Origin of the sequence: Chromobacterium vaccinii, assembly GCF_000971335.1 — a bacterium.
GTDB lineage: Bacteria > Pseudomonadota > Gammaproteobacteria > Burkholderiales > Chromobacteriaceae > Chromobacterium > Chromobacterium vaccinii.
The window spans coordinates 1-22,364 of the sequence record NZ_JZJL01000039.1 but is presented as its reverse complement, the minus strand read 5'-3'; the positions used below and the strand labels follow the sequence as shown (position 1 = coordinate 22,364).

The window sequence follows — 22,364 nt, the reverse complement described above, 5'->3', positions numbered from 1 at the left end:
GATCTCAGAGGTAGGCGGTCAGGGCGTAGTCCGGACGCAGGTACTTGAACTCGTACTTGATCGCGGTGCCGTAATCGATGTGGCGCTTGGCGGCCAGTTGCGCGGCCAGCGGCTTGGCGCGGCGCTGGTGTTCGACGATTTCGTCGGTCACCGTCAGCGCGACGGCGTCGCTGCCTGCGCCGAAGCCGTAGGAGGCGAGCAGGATGCGCTGGCCGGGCTTGGCCTGGTCCAGCGCCTGGATCAGGCCCAGCAGCGGGCTGGCCGACCCGGTGTCGCCGACGCTGCCGGCGAACAGCGCCGCTTCCACCTGCTCGGCGGCGAAGCCCAGCTGTCGGCCCAGCGAGCGCGGGGTTGCCGCCACGTTCTGCTGGAACACCGCGTAGTCGAAGTCCGACGGCGAAGCCTTCAGTTTGTCCAGCAGGCCGCGCACCGCGCGGCGGGTCTGCTCTTCCAGGCCGATGCCGTTCTTGTCCGAGCCCAAGCCCATGCCGGAGCGGATGTAGCGTTCGCCTTGCGGGCGGATGTTGTCGGCGACGTCGGCGGCGCAGGAGAAGGTGGCGTCGATCTCGGCGATGACCTTGCCGCTGCCCAGCACCAGCGCGGCGGCGCCGGCTCCGGCGTAGGACTCGGTCAGATCGCCCGGCGCGGTGTGGCGGCCGATGGCGTCGGCGGCGACGATCAACGCGTGTTCCGCCATGCCGGCGGAGACCAGCGCCTGCCCGATCTGCAGCGCGGAGGTGCCGGATTTGCCGGCGAACTGGATGTCGGCGCAGTATAGGTCATAGCCTTGGCCCAGCATTTCCAGGATCACGGCGGCGGAGGCGCGGGACTCGTAGGGATTGGTGCAGGTGCCCAGGTACAGCGCGTCCAGCCTGGGGTGTCCGCCGTGCTCCAGCGCGCGCTGCGCGGCCAGCACGCCTAGCGTGATCACGTCCTCGTCGGGTTGCAGCACCGCGCGCTCGCTGACCCCCAGATGGTCGCGCACCAGCGCGGCCTCGGTGTTTTTCCAGACGTCGACGACGTCTTCTATCTTGAGCCGGCAAACCGGGATGGCGCTGCCATAGCTCACTATGCCTGCCTTCTTCATGGCGCTTCCTTTTCGCTAAACGGGTTGTGCGTGGGCGGCCGCAGCCCGCTTGGCGCCGAAGATCTTGGCGTGATGGACGGGCATGCCGCTAAAAATACGAAACGTACCGTTTCCTTTTTTTAGTTAGCATGCCGTTGGCATTTTGTGTCAATGGTAAATTTCGTGAACTTATAATTTTAGCCGAGCATGAATTATTTTATTAATGAACAAAATAGACTAATTGAAATGTTATTTAAGATGATGGTTTTAATGAATCGATAGCGCGCGCCGGGTATGGAGTCCGCTTGAATGTCTGTTCTAGGTTGGTTTTTCTTGATGATTCATCAATCGAGACTAAGCAAAGTGAGATTTTTTTGCTGCGCAATTGATGAAAAGTGGACAATTTTTGCTTGGATCGGAAATTTTCGTTGGCGCTTGTATGGTTTTGTTGTTCGAGGACAAGGTTTTCCGATTGGGAATATTGTTGGGCGGCGGGAGTCGAGATTGACAGTTGAGTGACAGTAAATTTGTCTGCTTTGGCATTGTTTTTTATATGATTTTTATCTTTAGAATTAGTTTTCAGTCTGCGGGCCTCGCCGATTCATTGTTGTTTTTTTGCGAAGAAGAGGCGAGCGGCGGCGGCGATGGGTGTCGCAGCGGGCCGGTTAGGTGATATGTTGCCGCTCACGATATTTTTGATCTTGGCGCTCTCGCCTCGCGCGCATGCGCCGATTCCTTTCCTTGTATTGCAAAGGCCAGGATATCGGCGCTGTTGGCACCCATGGTCCGCGGGCATCGTCGTTTCGTTGTAAGCGGGCTCTCTATAACAAAACGAAACGTTTCGTTTTTTCTTTTGATTAAGAAGCCGCCCAGGCCGTCTTGCTATCATGCCCGCGTGGCGATGCCGCGCCGAGATCCGCCGGAAAGGCGCGCCCGAGTGCCGGCGGCACTTCATCATGAATAGAATAGGAGGATGGCTTTCCATGTCGCAGAACACCATCAGAAGCTCGACCGGGGCTGCGCGCAATCCGCAGACGCATCGGGCGATCCTGGATTCGACAATAGAAATCCTCAAGGAAGTCGGCTACTGCGGCATCAGCATCGAATCGGTGGCGCGGCGCGCGGGCGCCAGCAAGCCCACCATCTATCGCTGGTGGCCGAACAAGGCGGCGCTGATCGCCGAGGTGTATGAAAGCGAAAGCGGGCAGGTGAGGCAGTTTCCGGAATGCGGTTCGCTGAGAGAGGACCTGTCCTTCCTGTTGCACAATCTATGGCGGGTGTGGCGCTCTTCGATCTGCGGCGAGGCGTTCCGCAGCGTGATCGCCGAGGCGCAGCTGGACCCGCAGACCCTGATGCAGATGAAGAACGAATTCATGGGCCGCCGGCGAGAGCTGCCGCGCCAACTGCTGGAAAGCGCGGCGCGGCGCGGCGAGCTGGCGGCGGACGCCGATCTGGAGCTGCTGCTGGACATGGTATTCGGCTTCTGTTGGTATCGGCTGTTGACCGATCAACTGGACGCCGAGCGCGACATCGACGCTTTCATCGGCATGCTGCTGTCCGGCGCCGCGCGCTGAAAGGCTTTCAATCCGCCGGCTGGCGCAGCTCCTGCTCCACCAGCCGGTAGCCGACGCCGGTTTCGGTGACGATGTGGCGCGGCATCGCCGGATTGTCTTCCAGCTTCTGCCGCAGGTGGCCCATGTAGACGCGCAGATACTGGTTGTGTTCGGAGAATGACGGCCCCCATACCGCCAGCAGCAGCTCGCGGTGAGTGATGACCTTGCCGGCGTTGCGGATCAGCGTGGACAGCAAGCGGTATTCGATGGGCGTCAGATGCACCGGGGTTTCGCCCTTGTGCACCAGGCGGTTGACCAGATCCACCTTGATGTCGCCGAACTGGAATGTTTGCTGCGCCGCCGCGCTGCCGTGGATGCGGCGGCGCAGCAGCACCCGGATCCGGGCCAGGCATTCGGCGACGCCGAAGGGCTTGGTCAGGTAGTCGTCGGCGCCGGCGTCCAGCGCCGCCACTTTCTCGGTCTCCTGGGTGCGGGCCGACAGCACCAGGATGGGGATGTCGCTCCACTCGCGCAGGCTCTTGATCACGTCTATGCCGTTCATGTCCGGGAGCCCTAAGTCCAGGATGACCAGATCGGGCTTGCGGGTCGCCGCCTCTATCTGTCCCTGCTTGCCGGTCTCGGCCTCGTAGACGGTAAGATTCTCCTCTTCCAGCGCCGCCGACAGGAAGCGGCGGATCGGCTTTTCGTCTTCGATGATCACTACGGAGATGGGTGCGTCGTTCATGTCTTGTCGCTCTTGTGGTTTCAGGCGTCGTCAGGCGGCAGCGCGGGCGGCGCGCCGGCCGGCAGCGTGAAGCAGAAGCGGGCGCCGTGCGGACGGACATTGCCGGCTTCTATCGTTCCGCCGTGGTTTTCAATGATGGCGCGGCAGATGGCCAGGCCCAGGCCGACGCCGGGCGTGGTGGATTCCGGCGCGCCGCGCGTGAATTTGTCGAAGGCGCGCTGTTCCATGCTGGCGGGCAGGCCCGGGCCGTCGTCGGTGACGGTGATGCGGACCTTGTCGCCGTCGTGGCGGGCGGCCAGCTCGATGCGCGAGCCGGCCGGCGTGTACTTGCCGGCGTTTTCCAGCAGGTTGACCAGCACGCGCTCGATCAGCACCGCGTCGTACTCCAGCACCGGCAGGTCGCGGCTGAGATCCAGCTCCAGCTTGTGGTGGCGCAGGCTGCGCTCGCAGGCGCGCACGGCGCTGCCGACGACCTCGTCCAGCAGCTGCCATTCCTTGTTCAGTTTGACGCCGGACTGCAGCTTGGCCATGTCCAGCAGATTAGTCACCAGCTTGGTCATCCGCAGCGCTTCGTCCTGGATGGACTGGGCGATCTCGGCTTGCTGGCCCGGCGGCAGGGTGGGTGCGTTCAGCATATTGGCCATGCCCAGCATATTGGTCAGCGGCGTGCGCAGGTCGTGGGACACCACCGACAGCACGCTGTTGCGCAGCCGCTCCGACTCCATCGCCACGATGGCGTCTTGGGCCACTTCCACGTAATGCACCCGCTCCAGCGCCAGCGCGATCTGGGCGGCGCAGGTCTCCAGCAGCCGCTGCTGCTCCGGCAGGAAGGGGTGGACGGTTTCCTCCGGCAACAGCGCGATGACGCCGCGCACCCGCATCGGCGCTTTCAGCGGCACATAGAGCGCGGCGTTGGACGGCAGCGTGTTGGTGCCGAGGCCGGCCGGCTGCTGGTTGTCGAACACCCATTGCGCGACGCCGGCGTCGGCGTCGTTGCCGCTGTCGGTGGCGGCGCGCAGGCGGTCCTCGCTGTCCGGGATGAACAGCATCACCTTGGCGCGGAACAGCGGCTCCAGCCGGCCGACCGCGGTTTCGATGATTTGCGAGGCGGTCAGCGCGCCGGCCAGTTCGCGGCCCAGATCGTACAGCGCGCGGGTGCGGCGCTCGCGGTAGGTGGCGATGGTGGCTTCGAAGCGGAAACGGGCGGTCAGCTGGCTGATGATCAGCGCCACCACCAGCATCACGATGAAGGTCAGCAAGTACTGGGTGTCGGACACCGCGAACGACAGCTGCGGCGGCACGAAGAAGAAATCGAACGCCGCCACCGACAGGAAGGACGCCAGCACGCCGGGGCCGCGGCCGTAGCGGGTGGCGATCAGCACCACCGCCAGCAGGTGCACCATGATCACGTTGGACAGCGCGAAGTAGGGCACCAGCAGGTGGTTGAGCTCGGTGGTGGCGAAGCAGATGGCGGCGGCGGCCAGGTAGCCGCGCGCGGCGTTGCCGGACTCGCTGTCGCTGAACAGCAGGCTGGGCACGCGCTTGCCGCGCTTGTCCGCGTCCTCCTCCAGCTCATGCGCCACCACGTAGACGTCGACATCGCCGGACAGGCGGCTGAGTTCGGCGACCAGCGAGCCTTCCCACCGCCGGGCGATCCAGCCGCGGCTGGATTTGCCCACCACCAGCTTGGATACGTTGCGGGTGCGGGCGTAGGCCTGCAAGGTGGCGGCCAGCGAACTGCCGCCCAGCACCGTGGTTTCGGCGCCCAGCTCCTGCGCCAGCCTCAGCCCCTTCAATATCCGCGCGCGCTGCTCTTCCGGCAGCCGCTGCAGCTTGGGCGTCTCCACGTAGACGGCGATCCAGTCGGCGTCCAGATTGGCGGCCAGCCGCTTGGCGCTGCGCACCAGCTTTTCCGTGCCGGGCCCGGGGCCGACGCAGACCAGCAGCCGCTCGCGCGCGTGCCAGACCGGCTTGATCGACTGGTCGGCGCGATAGGCGCGCATCTGCGCGTCGACGCGGTCGGCGGTGCGGCGCAGGGCCAGCTCGCGCAGCGCCAGCAAATTGCCCTTGCGGAAGAAATTCTTCACCGCGCGCTCGGCCTGCTGCGGCAGATAGACCTTGCCGGCGGCGAGGCGGGACAACAGCTCGTCCGGCGGCAGGTCCACCAGCGAGACTTCATCGGCCATGTCGAACACATGGTCGGGCAGCGTTTCCCTGACGATGATGCCGGTGATCTGGCCGACCACATCGTTAAGGCTCTCAAGGTGCTGCACATTGAGAGTGGTGTAGACATCGATGCCGGCGGCGAGCAGCTCCTCCACGTCCTGCCAGCGCTTGGGGTGGCGCGAGCCGGGGGCGTTGGAGTGGGCGAACTCGTCGATCAGGATCAGTTGCGGATTGACGGCGAGCGCCGCGTCGATGTCGAATTCCGACAGCGCGCGGCCCTTGTACTCGATCCGGCTGGGCGGCAGCACTTCCAGGCCGTCCAGCTGGGCCGCGGTTTCCTTGCGGCCGTGGGTTTCCACCACCCCGACCAGCACCTTGACCCCCTCCTGTTGCTTGATCCTCGCGGCGGCCAGCATGGCGAAGGTCTTGCCGACGCCGGCGCAGGCGCCGAAGAAAATCTTCAGCCGTCCGCGCTGAGCCTCCAGCTCTTCGCGCTTCAGTTCATCCAGCAGGGCATCCGGGTCGGGGCGCTGATCGGTCATGCGGGTTTAAGCTTTCTTGGAGAGTTCGTCCAGCGCCAGATTCAGCTCCAGCACGTTGACGCGCGGCTCGCCCAGCAAGCCGAAGGTTTCGCCGACGACGCGGCCGTCGACCAGCTTGCGCACCGCGTCTGCCGGCAGTTTACGCGCGGCGGCCACGCGGTCAACCTGGTAATAGGCGGAGGCCAGCGAGATTTCCGGGTCCAGGCCGCTGGCCGAAGCGGTCACCAGGTCCACCGGCACCGGGCCGGTCTGGGTCGGGTGCGCCTTGCGGATCGCTTCCACATTGCCTTTCACCGCGGCCAGCTGCGCCGGATTGGTCGGGCCCAGGTTGGAGCCGCCGGAGCTGCCGGCGTTGTACGGCATCGGGCTGGTGGCCGACGGGCGGCTCCAGAAGTATTGCTCGCCGGCGAAGTTCTGGCCGATCAGCCGCGAGCCCACCACCTTGCCGTCTTTCTCGATCAGGCTGCCGTTGGCCTGCGCCGGGAACGCCGCCTGGGCGATGCCGGTGGTGGCGAGCGGGTAGGCGAGGCCGGTGATCAGCGACAGGCCGCCGAAGATCACCAGCAGGGGACGAATGACTTTCATGATAATCCTTTCCATTCTGTTGGCGCGGAGCGCGCCGCGTCGCCGGGCTCCCGGCATGCCGGGAGCCGCGGCCGCCGCTTACACCAGGCCCATCGCGCCCAGCAGCATGTCGATCAGCTTGATGCCGGCGAAGGGCACCAGCAGGCCGCCCAGGCCGTAGACCAGCAGGTTGCCGCGCAGCAGTTCGGCCGCGCTTCGGGCGTGGTATTTCACGCCCTTCAGCGCCAGCGGAATCAGCGCCACGATGATGACGGCGTTGAAGATCACCGCCGACATGATGGCCGAGGCCGGGCTGTTCAGGCCCATCACGTTCAGCGCGTTCAACTGCGGATAGGTGCTGGCGAACGCCGCCGGGATGATGGCGAAGTACTTGGCCACGTCGTTGGCGATGGAGAAGGTGGTCAGGGAGCCCCGCGTCATCAGCATTTGCTTGCCGATTTCGACGATCTCGATCAGCTTGGTGGGATTGGAGTCCAGATCCACCATATTGCCGGCTTCCTTGGCCGCCTGGGTGCCGGTGTTCATCGCCACCGCCACGTCGGCCTGGGCCAGCGCCGGCGCGTCGTTGGTGCCGTCGCCGGTCATCGCCACCAGCTTGCCTTCGGCCTGATGGCTGCGGATCAGCTTGAGCTTGGCTTCCGGCGTGGCCTCGGCCAGGTAGTCGTCCACGCCGGCTTCGGCGGCGATGGCGGCGGCGGTAAGCGGGTTGTCGCCGGTGATCATCACCGTCTTGATGCCCATCTGGCGCAGCTCGGCGAAGCGTTCCTTGATGCCGCCCTTGACGATGTCCTTCAGCTCGATCACGCCCAGCGCGCGGTTGCCTTCCGCCACCAACAGCGGGGTGGAGCCGCGGCGGGCCACGTCCTCGGCGTTTTTCGCCAGCGCGTCGGGGAACTGCCCGCCTTGTTCCGCGATGTGGCGGCGGATCGCGTCGATGGCGCCCTTGCGGATCTGGCGGCCGTCGTAGTCGATGCCGGACATCCGGGTTTGCGCGGTGAACGGGATGAACACGGCTTCATGGCTGGCCAGCTGGCGTTCGCGCAGGTTGAACTTCTGCTTGGCCAGCACCACCACGCTGCGGCCTTCCGGCGTTTCGTCGGCCAGGGAGGCCAGCTGGGCGGCGTCGGCCAGGTCTTTCTCGGACACGCCCGGCGCCGGGATGAAGGCCGATGCCTGGCGGTTGCCCAGCGTGATGGTGCCGGTCTTGTCCAGCAGCAGCACGTCCACGTCGCCGGCGGCTTCCACCGCGCGGCCTGAGGTGGCGATCACGTTGGCGCCCATCATGCGGCTCATGCCGGCCACGCCGATGGCGGACAGCAGGCCGCCGATGGTGGTCGGAATCAGGCAGACCAGCAGCGCCACCAGGGTGGTGATGCTGATCGGCGTGCCGGCCTTGGCCGCGTCCACGCTGAACAGCGAAAACGGCAGCAGCGTCACGGTGACGATCAGGAACACGATGGTCAGCGCCACCAGCAGGATGGTCAGCGCGATCTCGTTCGGCGTCTTCTGGCGCTTGGCGCCTTCCACCATCGCGATCATGCGGTCGAGGAAGGTTTCGCCCGGGTTGGCGGTGATCTTCACCACGATCCAGTCGGACAGCACGCGGGTGCCGCCGGTGACCGAGGAGAAGTCGCCGCCGGACTCGCGGATCACCGGCGCCGATTCGCCGGTGATGGCCGATTCGTCCACCGAGGCCACGCCTTCGATCACGTCGCCGTCAACCGGGATGACGTCGCCGGCTTCCACCAGCACGTAGTCGCCCTTGCGCAGGCTGGCGCCGTCGACGATGCTCTTGGCGGCGCCGTGATTGCCGCCGGCCAGTTTCTTGGCCACCACGTTTTTCTTGGCGGAGCGCAGGCTGGCGGCCTGGGCCTTGCTGCGGCCCTCGGCCAGCGCCTCGGCGAAGTTGGCGAACAGCACGGTGAACCACAGCCACAGCGCCACGGCCAGGATGAAGCCGGACGGAGCCTCGCCATGGCCGACCAGCGACTGGATCCACAGCGCCGTGGTCAGGATGCTGCCGGCGTACACCACGAACATCACCGGGTTGCGCCACTGGGTGCGAGGCGACAGTTTCCTGAACGAGTCGACGATGGCGGGCTTCATCAGCGCCGGATCGAGCAGCGACTTGCTGGCGCTCTTGTGGCTGGCGGCGGGGGCCGCCAGCGGCTTGGAATGATTGTTGTCGTTCATATCGAGTTTCCTTGACTGACGCGCTTAGCGGGCGGCGAGCATTTGCAGGTGCTCGACCACCGGGCCCAGCGCCAGGGCCGGAACATAGTTGAGGGCGCCCACCAGCAGCACGGTGCCGATCAACAGCGTCACGAACAGCGGGCCGTGGGTAGGCAGGGTGCCGCCGGTGACGGCCAGGCGCTTCTTGGCGGCCAGCGAGCCGGCGATCGCCAGGATGGGCACGATCATGAAGAATCGGCCGAAGAACATCGCAAGGCCGGTCATGATGTTGTAGAACGGCGTGTTGGCGGACAGGCCGGCGAAGGCGCTGCCGTTGTTGTTGGCGGCCGAAGTGAACGCGTACAGGATCTCGCTGAAGCCGTGCGCGGCCGGGTTGGCGATGCCGGCTTTGCCCGCGGCCAGGCTGACGGCGATCGCGGTCAGCGCCAGCACCAGGGTCGGCGTCACCAGGATGGTGATCGCGGTCATCTTCATCTCGTAGGTTTCGATCTTCTTGCCCAGGTATTCCGGCGTGCGGCCCACCATCAGGCCGGCGATGAACACCGCCAGGATCGCGAAGATCAGCATGCCGTACAGGCCGGAGCCGACGCCGCCGAACACCACTTCGCCCAGCTGCATCAGGAACATCGGCACCAGGCCGCCGATGGGCGTCAGCGAATCGTGCATCGCGTTGACCGCGCCGCAGGAGGCGGAGGTGGTCACGGCGACGAACAGCGAGGTGTCGATGATGCCGAAGCGTGTTTCCTTGCCTTCCATATTGCCGCCGGATTGCAGCTGGCTTGCGCGCTGGTCTATGCCCAGCGAGCTGTATTGCGGCACGCCGGCCTGCTCGGCGCTGGTTTCCACCACCACCGCGGTGGCGAACATGATGGTCATCGCGGCGAGGATGGCCCAGCCCTGGCGGCGGTCGCCGACCATGCGGCCGAACAGGAAGCACAGCGCGGCCGGGATCAGGAAGATGGCGATGTCCTGCAGGAAGTTGACCAGCGGCGTCGGATTTTCATACGGGTGGGCGGAGTTGGCGTTGAAGAAGCCGCCGCCGTTGGTGCCCAGCATCTTGATCGCTTCCTGCGAGGCCACCGGGCCCATTGGCAGCGTCTGCGTCTGGCTGGTCTTGTCGTCCATCGCCGGCTTGCCGTCCTTGCCCAGCACCGGGTTGCCCTTGGCGTCTTGCTTGGGCTGCTGGTATTTGACGGTTTCGACGGTGTGGACGTCCTTGTAGGCGGACAGGTTCTGGATGGCGCCCTGTTGGGTGAAAACCAGCGCGAATACCACGGCCAGCGGCAGCAACACGTACAGAGTCATCCGCGTGACGTCCACCCAGAAGTTGCCGATCTTGGCGCTGCTGTGGCGGGCGAAGCCGCGGATCAGCGCGATCACCACGGCGGCGCCGGTGGCGGCGGACACGAAGTTCTGCACCGTCAGTCCCAGCATCTGGGTCAGATAGCTCATCGTGGTTTCGCCGCCGTAGCCTTGCCAGTTGGTGTTGGTGACGAAGGAAACAGCGGTGTTGAACGAGGAGTCCGGCGATACCGCGGCCATCGCCTGCGGATTGAATGGCAGCATGCCCTGCAGCCGTTGCAGCGCGTAGACGGCGGCCACGCCCAGCACGTTGAACAGGATCAGCGCCACCGCGTAGCCGCGCCAGCCCATCTCTTCATCCTGCTTGATGCCGGCCAGGCGGTAGAAGGCGCGCTCCAGCGGCGCGAAGAAGCGGACCGGCCCGACATTTTCCCCCTGCATGACGCGCGTCATGTAAGCGCCCAGCGGCCAGGCCAGCGCGATCAACACAACCAGGAACAAGCCCAGTTGCAGCATGGCGGGTGTGCTCATGATTAGAAATTCTCCGGTTTGACCAATGCGTAGATCAGGTAGACGAACAGTCCCAGCGCCAGCAAGGCGCTGATCAGGTACCAGGCAGTCATTGCTTGCCTCCCAAACGGTCGCAGGCTGCGATCAAGAGCCAAGTCAGCGCGCCGAACAGCGCGATGAGGCCCAGGTAGAGCAGATCCATAACGAAAATCTCCATACGTAATGTGCGATGTGGAAGGTAATCAAACCGGCGTCAAAAACATGATAAAAGCGCGCTAACGGACATAAAGAAAATATAAAAATTATCTTTATCGGCAATTTTTTGATTGATTAATTAGCGGTTTGGCTATTTTGGGGGATTTTCTTTAGCTGGAGAGCCTGGATGCCGGCGAGTTTGAAGGCTTTGTCCGTCGGGATCAACGGGCAGTTAGGGCGGGAGAGGGGGTGTAAAGAAAAACAGGAGACGCTCAGCCTTGGGCGAGGGGAAGGCTGCGGGGGGCCAGGGGCCCCGGGCATAGGGTCAGAACAGATCGTCGCAGCGATCGGCCAGGAAACGGGCGTCGTCGCGGTCGTGCGCGCGCTGGCGAACCTTCTGTTGGCGGGATCGTTCCTCGTCGCTCAGCTGGGGCTTGGCTACTGCGTAGAGAAAGCTTTCATGTTGGTCACGGGCTTGTTTTCTGCGAACGCTCAGGGGGATACGAGAAATCATCCTGCACCTTTCGATCTCGAAACGTGGGCTTCTCAGGGGTGCCTGGCGGCTGGCGTGCTGTTGGGTGTCGCAAGCGGTCAGGCTGCGCCCTGACGGTATCAAGTTGACGCGATTTGCCTGGTTTGTAAAGCACTTGGGTGTAAATCGGGAAAGGGTTGTGGCGTTCCTTGTCGTTTTGTTCATATCGAAACATAGTCGAACCGTGTTACGCCGGCTTGACGCTGCGATGAAACCTGCATGGAAGCATGGGTTAGTGTTGTTGATCATAAAGTTGTAGCTAATAGGTCTAAATTGTTATAAGCAAAGCGCGTAGCATCAACGACATCTTGCAGCATGAATGGGGGCTCCCATGGATTTGGGATATACGATGGCGGGGCTGGCCGTCGGTTTCATCGTCGGTTTGACCGGGGTGGGCGGCGGCTCCCTGATGACGCCCATCCTGCTGTGGTTCGGCATCTCGCCGGCAACCGCCGTCGGCACCGATCTGCTGTATGCCGCGGTGACCAAGGCCGGCGGCGTGGTGGTGCATCACAAGCAGCGCCACATAGATTGGCGCATCGCCTGGCATCTGTCCTTGGGCAGCGTGCCCGCGGCGCTGCTGACGCTGGGCCTGTTGTCCTGGCTGCACGTGCCGGCCCAGGTGATGGACGCGCTGTTCCGCTTCGTGCTGGGACTGGCGCTGCTGCTGACGGCTTTCGCCATCCTGTTCAAGCCCTGGCTGCTGAAGGTCGGCGGCCATCATGCGGCCAAGCTGGGCGCCGATGGACGCTGGTGGCCGACGGCGCTGGTCGGCGTGGTGCTGGGCGTGCTGGTGACGCTAAGCTCGATCGGCGCCGGCGCGCTGGGCACATTGGCCCTGTTCATGCTGTATCCGGCCTTGCCCACTTCGCGGCTGGTCGGCACCGAGATCGCCCACGCGGTGCCGTTGACGCTGGTGGCCGGCCTGGGCCATGCCGGCATGGGTCATCTGGACTGGGTGCTGCTGTTGAAGCTGCTCAGCGGTTCCTTGCCGGGCATCTGGCTGGGCAGCCGCTTGGCCGGCCGCCTGTCCGACCACTGGCTGCGGCCGGCGCTGGCGGTGATGTTGGCGTTGGCGGGCGGCAAGCTGGTGCTTTAGCTTTTTTGCGCCGCGGACAAAAGCCTCGATTGCGTTGCGCCTCCTTGTCGTACCATGTGTACCGCCTGCGGCGGCGCGCCTTGCTTAGGGACTTTTGTCAGCGGCGCTTGCGTTTGAGGCGGCCGGTTCCTGCGACTGGCCTATTTCCTATGGATGGTTGTAGCGCTTCAACAGCGCGGCGTAGCGGCCATCCTGCTTGATTTTGTCCAGCGCCGCCTGCAGCCGCGCGGCGTATTCCGGCTTGCTGTCTTTTTGCAATGCGAAATAGAAGCGGGTGCGGTCGTCCAGCGCCAGCACCGGTTCCAGCTGTTCCGGATTTTGTCCTTGCTGGCGAGCGGCGTAGCGCTGAAACAGGCCAACGCCGGCGCTGAATTGCACGCGGCGCGCGTACAGCAGTCTGGCGGACTGGGCCTCGTCGTTGGTCAGCACCAGATTGTCGCTGGCGGCGAGGCCCTTTTCCTCCAGTATCTTCTCTCCCGGCGTGTCGCGAGCCACCGCGATCTTGGCCCGCCGGATTTCGTCTGGCGATGGCGGCGGCGCATGCGGTCCGGCCAGCCGGAATACCTCGATCGGCAACGGCAGCGCCGGGCCTATCCATTTGAACCATGCCTCGCGTTCCGGCGTCCTGACCGTCAGATAGAGCAGGGTATTGGGCGTTTGCTGCGCTTCCCTCAGCGCCCGGCTCCACGGCTTGACTTCAATCACGGCGCGCAAGCCGCTGTCGCGCAGCATCATCTGCAGCAATTCGTTGGAGAAACCCTTGTGTTCGCCTCCCTCCTCATAGCTGAGAGGGGGCAGGGATTCGGTCAGCGCGAGCAGATCGGGAGGCGGCGCCTCCGCGTGGGAGGGCAGGGCCAGGAGTTGGCAGAGCAGGGAGATGACGGCGACGCGCATGGATGTCTCCGGTGCGGCAGCATGTTTTCATTTCCCACTATAAGCGCGGCGGACAAAAAAAGAGCCCCGGGGGTACCGGGGCATCAAAGCAAACAACAAAGGAGAAGCCATAAGAAGCATGGTTATATTAGTAATTTATGATTTCATGTGCTTTGATTTGAAACAAACTTACAGATTTTGTTGGTTTGGATAATTGAGACTATTACAAGATGCTCAGGCTGCCGCCAGCGTCTTGCTCAGTTCGATGCGCTCGTCGTCGATGCCGGCCGGGTAAGGCTGGATCGCGCTCTGGCTGTAGCCCAGCCGCTGGTAGAAGCGCAGGTTGTCGGGCAGCCGGCGGCGAGTGGACAGTTTCAGCCTTTGCACGCCTTGCAGGCTGAGTTGCCGCTCCGCGTGGCTCATCAGCGCCGATCCCAGGCCATGGCCTTGCCAATCGGGGTGGGTGCAGACGCGTTTGACTTCGGCGCAGCCGTCGTCGGGCGGCAGCACCAGCAGGCAGGAGACCGGCAGCCCTTGCCGCTCGGCGACGAAAATCTGGCTGCCGCTGGCCAGGTGGCCGGTCAGGCTGCCTATGGTTTCGTCCAGTGCGGTGGGACGGCTGGGCAATATCTCTTGCAATGGCGTGAAGGCCTGCTGCAGCAGCAGGCGGATGGCGGGAAGGTCGTCCCAGCCGGCAAGGCGGAATGCGGTATCGCTCATGGCGTGTTCCTGAGGATGGGCCGCCGTCGAGTGTAACCAGAAATTATGAACATATGAAAAACGGCCACATGGAATCCATGCGGCCGTTTGTTCTGCGCAACAAGAGGCGGTTTACAGCTTGCCCGCCACCCAGGCTTGCACGCCTTTCAGCGCGGCGTCCAGGTTTTCCGGCTGGGTGCCGCCTGCCTGGGCCATGTCCGGACGGCCGCCGCCTTTGCCGCCGACTTGCTGGGCGACGAAGTTGACCAGTTCGCCGGCTTTCAGCTTGCCGGTCAGGTCGGCGGTGACGCCGGCCACCAGCGCCACTTTGCCGTCGCCCTTGGCGGCCAGCACGATGGCGGCGGAGCCCAGCTTGTCCTTCAGCTTGTCCAGCGTTTCGCGCAGCGCGGTGTTGTCGGCGCCCGGCAGCTCGACCGCCAGCACCTTGACGCCGTTCACGTCGGCGGCGGCGTCGGACAGGCTGTCGCCGGCGGAGGCCGCCAGCTGGCCTTTCAACTTGGCCAGCTCCTTCTCCAGCGACTTCACGTTGTCCTGCAGCGCGGTGATCTTGGCGACCACCTCGTCGCTGGTCTGCGCCTTCAGCGCGCCGGCGGCTTCCTTGATCAGCGCGTCCTGGGCCTGGATGTAGGCCAGCGCGCCTTCTCCGGTGACAGCCTCGATCCGGCGCACGCCGGCGGCCACGCCGCCTTCGACCACGATCTTGAACAGGCCGATGTCGCCGGTGCGCTTGACGTGGGTGCCGCCGCACAGCTCGGCGGAGAAGTCACCCATGGTCAGCACGCGCACTTCGTCGCCGTACTTCTCGCCGAACAGCATCATCGCGCCGGACTTCTGCGCGGCTTCCATGCTCATCAGCTCGGCCTTGACCTCGTAGTTGGCGGCGATCACGTGGTTGACCACGCGCTCGAGCTCGGCGATCTGCGCGGCGGTGACGGCTTCGCCGTGGGCGAAGTCGAAGCGGGTGCGCTCCGGATTCACCAGCGAGCCCTTCTGCACCACGTGGCCGCCCAGCACATGGCGCAGCGCCGCGTGCAGCAGGTGGGTGGCGGAGTGGTTGCGGGCGCTGGCCTGGCGCTGGTGCAGGTCGATGGTGGCGGTGACGGCGTCGCCCACCTTCAGCGCGCCGCGGGCGAGCTTGCCCTTGTGGCCGAAGGCCGCGCCTTGGATTTTCTGGGTGTCGGCCACGTCGAACAGCGCGGCGATGCCGCCGGCGGCGGAGATTTCGCCGACGTCGCCCACCTGGCCGCCGCCTTCGGCGTAGAAGGCGGTGTGGTCGAGGACCACGATGCCCTCATCGCCGGCGGACAGGCTGTCGACCGGTTCGGTGCCCTTGTACAGCGCCAGGATCTTGGCGTCGACGCTGCTCTTGTCGTAGCCGTGGAAGCGGGTGTCGTCGCCGTTGTAGGCGATCTTGCCGCTCATCTTGAAGTTGGAGCCGGCGCGGCCGCGCTCGCGCTGCGCTTCCATCGCGCGCTCGAAGCCTTCCAGGTCGGCATGGATGCCGCGCTCGCGGCAGATGTCGGCGGTCAGGTCCACCGGGAAGCCGAAGGTGTCGTACAGCTTGAAGATGGTGTCGCCGTCCAGAGCGGCCTTGCCGCCTTCCAGCGCGGAGTCCACCAGGCCCATGCCGATTTCCAGCGTCTCGGCGAACTTGATCTCCTCGGCGCGCAGCGCGTCTTCGATATGCGCCTGCTTCTCGCGCAGGTCCGGATAGGCTTCGCCCATCTCGGCGACCAGGTCGGCGACGATCTTGTGGAAGAACAGGCCCTTCTGGCCCAGCTTGTAGCCGTGGCGGATCGCGCGGCGGGCGATGCGGCGCAGCACGTAGCCGCGGCCCTCGTTGGACGGCAGGATGCCGTCGGCCACCATGAAGGAGCAGGCGCGGATGTGATCGGCGATCACTTTCAGCGACGGCACGTCCTGGCTGTATTCCACGCCGGTTTCGCGGGCGGCGGCGCGCACCAGACAGGCCAACGCGTCGGTTTCATAGTTGGACTTCACGTGCTGCAGCACGGTGGACAGGCGCTCCAGACCCATGCCGGTGTCGACCGACGGCTTGGGCAGCGGGTGCAGCGTGCCGGCGTCGTCGCGGTTGAACTGCATGAAGACGTTGTTCCAGATCTCCATGAAGCGGTCGCCGTCTTCGTCCGGGCTGCCCGGAGGGCCGCCGGCGACGGACGGGCCGTGGTCGAAGAAGATCTCGGTGCACGGGCCGCAGGGGCCGGTGTCGCCCATGGTCCAGAAGTTGTCGGACGCGTACGGCGCGCCCTTGTTGTCGCCGATGCGGACGATCTTGTCGGCCGGCACGCCGACGGTGTTGTGCCAGATGTCGTAGGCTTCGTCGTCCGACGCGTACACCGTCACCATCAGCTTGTCCTTCGGCAGCGCCAGCCATTGCTCGCCGGTCAGGAATTCCCAGGCGAAGGTGATGGCGTCGCGCTTGAAGTAATCGCCGAAGCTGAAGTTGCCCAGCATTTCGAAGAAGGTGTGGTGGCGCGCGGTGTAGCCGACGTTTTCCAGGTCGTTGTGCTTGCCGCCCGCGCGCAGGCATTTCTGGCTGGTGGTGGCGCGGGTGTAGTCGCGCTTTTCAAAACCCAGGAACACGTCCTTGAACTGCACCATGCCGGCGACGGTGAACATCAGCGTCGGGTCGTTGCCGGGGATCAGGCTGCTGGAGGGAACTACCTGGTGGCCTTTGGAGGCGAAGAAATCCAGGAATTTCTTGCGAATTTCAGAGGTTTTCATGATTTTTGGTCAATTTTCAAAATCTGGTCCGGGCGCCGTGCCAGGACGAATCCATCGATTGTGTCAAGCCGGGGCCTGGCTGGCAAGCGCTTCGCAGCGCCGCTTCAGCGCCTGGTTCATTTGCAGGAAGCCTTGGCGGGCGCGCTCCAGCAGTCCGTCGCCGATCAGCGGCAGCAAGAGGCCGGAGAAATCCTCGCCGTGATGCAGGCGGGTGCCGCCGCCATCCAGCGCTTCCAGCCGGAAGCGATGCTCGCCGTCCAATAGGCCGGCAACGAGCAATTTGCCGCGCCAGGCCATCAGGCTGCCGGCGGCGAATTCGCTCAGCCGCGGCCGAAAAGTCAGGCGGCGTCCGCCCGGCGGATGGAGAGTGGCCACCAGCCGGGCGCCGGCTTCGTGGCGGCCATGCAGGCCGACGATGAACGGGTTCCATTCCGGGTAGCGCCGCCAGTCGGTCAGCACCTGCCACACCCGTTCCGGGCTGGCGGCGATGTCGATTTCGGTGGCGATGCTGCGCGTTGCCATGGCTCAGTCCTCGTAGAAGTCGTCGTCTCCGCCGCCCGCCAATACCTGGCGGATCACGTCGGCGGGAAAGCCGCGCTGCGCCAGGAAGCGGTACTGCTTGGCCTTTTCCGCGGCGTCGGCCGGCAGCCGGCCGAATTTCTTGCGCCACTGCGCGCGCGCGCTGGCAAGATCGTCCTGGCCGGACAGCGCCTCGCGTATGGTTTCGCTGTCCACGCCGCGCTGGCGCATTTCCTGCGCGAGGCGGCGGCTGCCGAACTTGGCCCCTTTGCTGCTGGCGAACTGGCGGGCGAAGCGGTCGTCCGATTGCCAGTCGGCAGCGGCCAGCTCGTCCAGCGCCGCGTTCAGCTCATCCTCGCTGTCGGCAAAAGGCGCGAGCCGCCGAACCAGTTCCTGCCGGGTGTATTCCCGGCGGGACAGCAGTTCGGCGGCTCGCGCCTTCAGGCTTTTGCCTTCCGCCGCCATCAGGCGTCGAAGGCGTCGTCGGCGAACTCTTCGTCGCCCTGGGCTTCGTTGATCTCGATCTTGATGCCCACCGCTTCGCGGATCTTGCGCTCGATTTCCTCGGCGATGGCCGGGTTGGCCTTCAGCCATTCGCGGGTGTTGTCCTTGCCCTGGCCGATCTTCTGGCCGTTGTAGGCGTACCAGGCGCCGGACTTGTCGACGAAGCCGTGCTTGACGCCCAGCTCGATGATTTCGCCCTGGCGCGAGATGCCCTCGCCGTACAGGATTTCGAAATCGGCCTGGCGGAACGGCGGGGAAACCTTGTTCTTCACCACTTTGACGCGGGTGTCGTTGCCGATCACTTCCTCGCCCTTCTTGATGCCGCCGGTGCGGCGGATGTCCAGGCGCACGGAGGCGTAGAACTTCAGCGCGTTGCCGCCGGTGGTGGTTTCCGGGTTGCCGAACATCACGCCGATCTTCATGCGGATCTGGTTGATGAAGATCACCAGGGTGTTGGTGCGCTTGATGTTGCCGGTCAGCTTGCGCAGCGCCTGGCTCATCAGGCGGGCCTGCAGGCCGACGTGGCTGTCTCCCATCTCGCCTTCGATTTCCGCCTTGGGCACCAAGGCGGCCACCGAGTCGATCACGATCAGATCGACGCCGCTGGAGCGCACCAGCATGTCGCAGATTTCCAGCGCCTGCTCGCCGGTGTCCGGCTGCGAGATCAGCAGGTCGTCGACCTTGACGCCCAGCTTTTGCGCATATTGCGGGTCCAGCGCGTTTTCCGCGTCGATGTAGGCGCAGGTGCCGCCCAATTTTTGCATCTCGGCCACTGCTTGCAGACACAGGGTGGTCTTGCCGGACGACTCCGGGCCGTAGATTTCGACCACGCGGCCGCGCGGCAGGCCGCCGACGCCCAGCGCCAGGTCCAGAGTCAGCGAGCCGGTGGAGACCACCTGCAGGTTTTCGTTGATCTGGTTGTCGCTCATGCGCATGATCGAACCCTTGCCGAACTGCTTTTCAATCTGGGAGAGGGCGGCGGCCAGCGCCTTGCTCTTGTCTTCGGAAGCCATGCTGTCTCCAATGGGGTAGTCGGACCAATGATGGGGGCGATTATCGCAGAAAACCAGAGGGCTAACAGCAGCTTGGGGAGGGCGGTTTTCGTGCCATGGTCGTAAAGCCGCGCCACGCCCCCTTTTGGCGCGGTGCAGGATGTGTACAATGGGGACATGATGAACGAACGCGCCCAACATTTGCTGAAGGCGCTGATCGAACGGTACATCGCCGACGGTCAGCCGGTGGCCTCCAAGACTCTGTCGCTGCTGCCCGGGGTGGAGCTGTCGTCGGCCACGGTGCGCAACGTGCTGGCCGATCTGGAAAACATGGGCCTGATCGCCTCGCCGCACACTTCGGCGGGGCGGATTCCCACCGCGCGCGGCTATCGCTTGTTCGTCGACCGGCTGTTGACGATACGGCCGCTGGACGAGCTGTCGCGTAACGAGCTGGAGGCCAATCTGCAGCCGGACAGCCCGCAGCGCATCGCCCAGGCGGCGTCGTCGCTGTTGTCCGAGCTGACCAGCTTCGCCGGCGTGGTGCTGACGCCGCAGCGCAGCGACGTCGCCTTCCGCCAGATCGAATTCCTGCGCCTGTCCGAACGGCGGGTGCTGATGATACTGGTGACGCTGGACGGCGACGTGCAGAACCACCTGTTGAACACCGAGCGCGACTATACGCCGTCCGAACTGGTGGAGGCCGGCAACTTCATCAACCAGCATTACGCCGGACAAGGCCTGAGCGCCGTCACGTCGCGGGTGGAGGGCGAGCTGCGACAGCTGCAGGGCGACATCGCCGAGCTGATGGCCGCCGCGGTGAGGCTGGGCCAGCAGACTCTGGCCAAGCGCAACGAGGACGTGGTGGTCAGCGGCGGCTCGCGGCTGCTGCAGGTGCACGACCTGTCCGACGACCTGTCGCGGCTGCGGGAGCTGTTCGGCGTGTTCGAGCGCAAGACCGAACTCCTGAAGCTGCTGGCGCAGGGCAGGGAGGCGCAGGGGGTGAACATTTTCATCGGCGAGGAGTCTGGAGTCATAACGCTGGACGAATGCTCGGTGGTGACCGCGCCCTACTGCATCAACGGCCAAGTGGTGGGCACGCTGGGCGTGGTCGGCCCCACCCGCATGGCCTACGAGCGGGTGATTCCCATCGTCGACATCACCGCCCGCCTGGTCAGCAACGCGCTGTCCTTCCGCGAATGAACTCAAGCCATATCGAAAAAGAAAGCAGAATCATGAAATCGATGTTGAAACTGGCCATAGCCGCCGCTCTGGCCGGCGCGGCCTTTACCGCTCCGCAAGCCCAGGCCGACGCCGCCTTTCTGGCGCGCCCCGACGTGCAGCGCTACATCGACGAGCAGGTGGCCACAGGCCAGTTCAACCGCCCCGAGCTGGAGGCGGTGTTCGCCAATGTGGAGCTGAAGCCCAACATCATCCGCATCCTCGACAAGCCGTCCACCTCGCGGCCGTGGTACCAGTTCCGCGCGTCCACCGTCAACGACAAGCTGATCGTCGACGGAACCGCGTTCTGGCAAGGCAACGCCGACGCCCTGGCGCGCGCCGAGCGGGAGTACGGCGTGGCGCCGGAGGTGATCGTCGCCATCCTGGGCGTGGAAACCCATTACGGCCGCAACACTGGCAGCTTCCGGCTGGTGGACTCGCTGTCCACCATAGGCTTCGACTACCCGCGCCGCGCCGAGTACTTCCGCGGCGAGCTGACCCAGTTCCTGCTGCTGGCCAAGGAAGAGGGCAAGGACCCGCTGACGCTGAAGGGCTCCTACGCCGGCGCGATGGGCCTGCCGCAATTCATGCCGTCCAGCTACCGCAAGTGGGCGGTGGATTTCGACGGCAGCGGCCACCGCGACATCTGGAGCAACCCGCACGACGCCATCGGCAGCGTCGCCCATTACTTCCAGCTGCACGGCTGGAGGCGCGGCGACGACATCGTGGCGCCGGCCAGCGTGGAGCCGGAGGCTCAGGTCGACAAGTTGCTGGCCGACAAATTCAACCTGCACTACACGGTGGGCGATCTGCGCAAGATGGGCGTGGCGCCGCAAACGCCGCTGGCCGACAACGTGCCGGCGGTGCTGTTCTCGCTGGAGACCACGCCCGGCGTCACCGAGTACTGGCTGGGCCTGAACAATTTCTACGCGATCACCCGCTACAACCGCAGCACGCTGTACGCCAAGGCGGTGCAGGAGATCGCCGGCCAACTGCGCCAGCGCTACTACGCGTCGCTGGCGCAGCGGCCGGACCCGGCCTCCGCCGCGCAGTAAGACGCGGGCTTTCGCAACAAGACGCCGGCGCCGCCTGGGAGGCCGCGCCGGTGAAACCTGTCGCCTTGCGCGGCAATTGCCATTAAAATCCGCCCCCATGAGCTATCAAGTCCTTGCCCGCAAGTGGCGCCCCAAACGCTTCGCCGACCTGGTCGGCCAGGAGCACGTGGTGCGCGCCCTCTCCAACGCCCTGAAAGAGCAGCGGCTTCACCACGCCTACCTGCTTACCGGCACCCGGGGCGTAGGCAAGACCACCATCGCCCGGATTCTGGCCAAGAGCCTGAACTGCGAGACCGGCACCACGGCCGAGCCCTGCGGCGAGTGCCAGGCCTGCCGCCAGATCGACACCGGCCGCTTCGTCGACCTCCTGGAGATCGACGCCGCGTCCAACACTGGCATCGACAACATCCGCGAAGTGCTGGAAAACGCCCAGTACGCGCCGACGATGGGCCGTTTCAAGGTCTACATCATCGACGAAGTGCACATGCTGTCGAAGAGCGCGTTCAACGCGATGCTGAAGACGCTGGAAGAGCCGCCGGGCCACGTCAAGTTCATCCTGGCCACCACCGATCCGCAGAAGGTGCCGGTGACGGTGCTGTCCCGCTGCCTGCAGTTTTCCTTGCGCAATATGACGCCGCAGCAGGTGTCGACCCACCTGGCCCACATGCTGGACGTCGAGGGCATCCAGTACGAGGCGCCGGCCTTGGCGCTGCTGGGCCGCGCCGCCTCCGGCTCGATGCGCGACGCGCAGTCGCTGCTGGATCAGGCCATCGCCTACGGACTGGGCGAGGTCAAGGAAGACGGCGTGCGCGCGATGCTGGGCGCGGTGGATCGCCGCTACCTGTTCACCTTGCTGCAGGCGCTGGCCGCTGCCGACGGCCCGGCGCTGATGGCCGAGGCCGACCGCCTGGCCGAGCGCGGCGTCAGTTTCGATTCCGCGCTGTCCGAACTGGCGGTGCTGCTGCAGCAACTGGCGCTTGCGCAGACGGTGCCGACGGCGCTGGCAGCCGACGAGCCCGAGCGCGACACCTTGTTCGCTTTGGCCGACGCCATCGCGCCGCAGGACGTGCAGCTGTACTATCAAATCGCCATCCACGGCCGCAAAGACCTGGCGCTGGCGCCGGACGAGCACGCCGGCTTCAATATGGCGCTGCTGCGGATGCTGGCCTTCCACCCGGTCAACGCGCCGGCGGAGAGCGCCGCGCCCGCGCGCCCGGCCGCTCCGTCCCAGCCGCGCCCGGCGCCGGCCT

General features: G+C 65.0%; 19 protein-coding genes. 5 read left to right on the top strand and 14 right to left on the bottom strand.

All coding sequences use genetic code 11. The features are described 5' to 3' along the window. Positions 1-4: 4 nt before the first annotated feature. Positions 5-1,087, bottom strand: coding sequence for a hydroxymethylglutaryl-CoA synthase (locus VL52_RS17275; protein WP_046158193.1), 1,083 nt, complete (start codon positions 1,085-1,087; stop codon positions 5-7). Between the two features lie 962 nt (positions 1,088-2,049). Here VL52_RS17275 and VL52_RS17270 point away from each other — a divergent pair. Beyond that, positions 2,050-2,640, top strand: a complete 591-nt coding sequence (locus tag VL52_RS17270; protein ID WP_046158192.1) for a TetR/AcrR family transcriptional regulator — start codon at positions 2,050-2,052, stop codon at positions 2,638-2,640. A gap of 7 nt (positions 2,641-2,647) precedes the next feature. Here VL52_RS17270 and kdpE read toward each other — a convergent pair whose 3' ends face one another. From kdpE to VL52_RS24725, 7 genes are all read right to left on the bottom strand, one after another. Beyond that, positions 2,648-3,364, bottom strand: a complete 717-nt coding sequence (gene kdpE / locus VL52_RS17265) for a two-component system response regulator KdpE (RefSeq protein ID WP_021476360.1) — start codon at positions 3,362-3,364, stop codon at positions 2,648-2,650. Positions 3,365-3,384: 20 nt separating this feature from the next. Next, on the bottom strand, positions 3,385-6,072 hold the full coding sequence (locus tag VL52_RS17260) for a DUF4118 domain-containing protein (RefSeq protein WP_046158191.1): 2,688 nt from the start codon (positions 6,070-6,072) through the stop codon (positions 3,385-3,387). Positions 6,073-6,078: 6 nt separating this feature from the next. After that, positions 6,079-6,657 carry a potassium-transporting ATPase subunit KdpC gene (gene kdpC, locus VL52_RS17255; protein WP_046158190.1) on the bottom strand — a complete coding sequence of 193 codons (579 nt, stop codon included), beginning with the start codon at positions 6,655-6,657 and terminating at the stop codon, positions 6,079-6,081. 78 nt (positions 6,658-6,735) lie between these two features. Further along, a complete protein-coding gene (gene kdpB / locus VL52_RS17250) occupies positions 6,736-8,850 on the bottom strand; it encodes a potassium-transporting ATPase subunit KdpB (RefSeq protein WP_046158189.1) in 2,115 nt (704 codons plus the stop codon). Positions 8,851-8,874: 24 nt separating this feature from the next. After that, positions 8,875-10,683: a potassium-transporting ATPase subunit KdpA gene (kdpA, locus tag VL52_RS17245; RefSeq protein ID WP_046158188.1), complete on the bottom strand. Its 1,809-nt coding sequence runs from the start codon at positions 10,681-10,683 to the stop codon at positions 8,875-8,877. 2 nt (positions 10,684-10,685) lie between these two features. Further along, a complete protein-coding gene (gene kdpF, locus VL52_RS24150) occupies positions 10,686-10,775 on the bottom strand; it encodes a K(+)-transporting ATPase subunit F (RefSeq protein ID WP_021476355.1) in 90 nt (29 codons plus the stop codon). Between the two features lie 407 nt (positions 10,776-11,182). Then, complete coding sequence (locus VL52_RS24725; protein ID WP_011135152.1) at positions 11,183-11,371, bottom strand: hypothetical protein; 189 nt, start codon at positions 11,369-11,371, stop codon at positions 11,183-11,185. 349 nt (positions 11,372-11,720) lie between these two features. On the opposite strand from VL52_RS24725, the gene VL52_RS17235 reads away from it, so the two are divergent. Then, positions 11,721-12,488, top strand: coding sequence for a sulfite exporter TauE/SafE family protein (locus VL52_RS17235; protein ID WP_046158186.1), 768 nt, complete (start codon positions 11,721-11,723; stop codon positions 12,486-12,488). Between the two features lie 147 nt (positions 12,489-12,635). Here the strand turns inward: VL52_RS17235 and VL52_RS23515 are convergent, their stop codons facing one another. The 6 genes from VL52_RS23515 to recA all read right to left on the bottom strand — a co-directional run bounded on the left by VL52_RS23515 (position 12,636) and on the right by recA (position 18,862). Then, entirely contained in the window at positions 12,636-13,382 is a 747-nt protein-coding gene (locus tag VL52_RS23515; RefSeq protein WP_052729375.1) for a substrate-binding periplasmic protein, read from the bottom strand. Between the two features lie 213 nt (positions 13,383-13,595). After that, entirely contained in the window at positions 13,596-14,081 is a 486-nt protein-coding gene (locus VL52_RS23510) for a GNAT family N-acetyltransferase (protein ID WP_052729374.1), read from the bottom strand. Positions 14,082-14,192: 111 nt separating this feature from the next. Beyond that, a complete protein-coding gene (gene alaS / locus VL52_RS17220) occupies positions 14,193-16,826 on the bottom strand; it encodes an alanine--tRNA ligase (protein WP_046158185.1) in 2,634 nt (877 codons plus the stop codon). Between the two features lie 63 nt (positions 16,827-16,889). Continuing rightward, positions 16,890-17,348: an SRPBCC domain-containing protein gene (locus tag VL52_RS17215; RefSeq protein WP_046158184.1), complete on the bottom strand. Its 459-nt coding sequence runs from the start codon at positions 17,346-17,348 to the stop codon at positions 16,890-16,892. Between the two features lie 3 nt (positions 17,349-17,351). Further along, positions 17,352-17,810: a recombination regulator RecX gene (recX, locus tag VL52_RS17210; protein ID WP_046158183.1), complete on the bottom strand. Its 459-nt coding sequence runs from the start codon at positions 17,808-17,810 to the stop codon at positions 17,352-17,354. Continuing rightward, positions 17,810-18,862 carry a recombinase RecA gene (gene recA, locus VL52_RS17205; protein WP_021476347.1) on the bottom strand — a complete coding sequence of 351 codons (1,053 nt, stop codon included), beginning with the start codon at positions 18,860-18,862 and terminating at the stop codon, positions 17,810-17,812. The genes recX and recA overlap by 1 nt, the downstream gene beginning before the upstream one ends. 156 nt (positions 18,863-19,018) lie before the next feature. On the opposite strand from recA, the gene hrcA reads away from it, so the two are divergent. From hrcA to dnaX, 3 genes are all read left to right on the top strand, one after another. Further along, positions 19,019-20,041 (top strand): heat-inducible transcriptional repressor HrcA, encoded by a 1,023-nt coding sequence (gene hrcA / locus VL52_RS17200; RefSeq protein ID WP_046158182.1) that lies wholly within the window; start codon positions 19,019-19,021, stop codon positions 20,039-20,041. Positions 20,042-20,073: 32 nt separating this feature from the next. Further along, positions 20,074-21,114: a lytic murein transglycosylase B gene (gene mltB / locus VL52_RS17195; protein ID WP_200896043.1), complete on the top strand. Its 1,041-nt coding sequence runs from the start codon at positions 20,074-20,076 to the stop codon at positions 21,112-21,114. Positions 21,115-21,211: 97 nt separating this feature from the next. After that, positions 21,212-22,364: DNA polymerase III subunit gamma/tau (gene dnaX, locus VL52_RS17190; RefSeq protein ID WP_144410310.1), on the top strand; the 1,153-nt coding region annotated here is incomplete at its 3' end.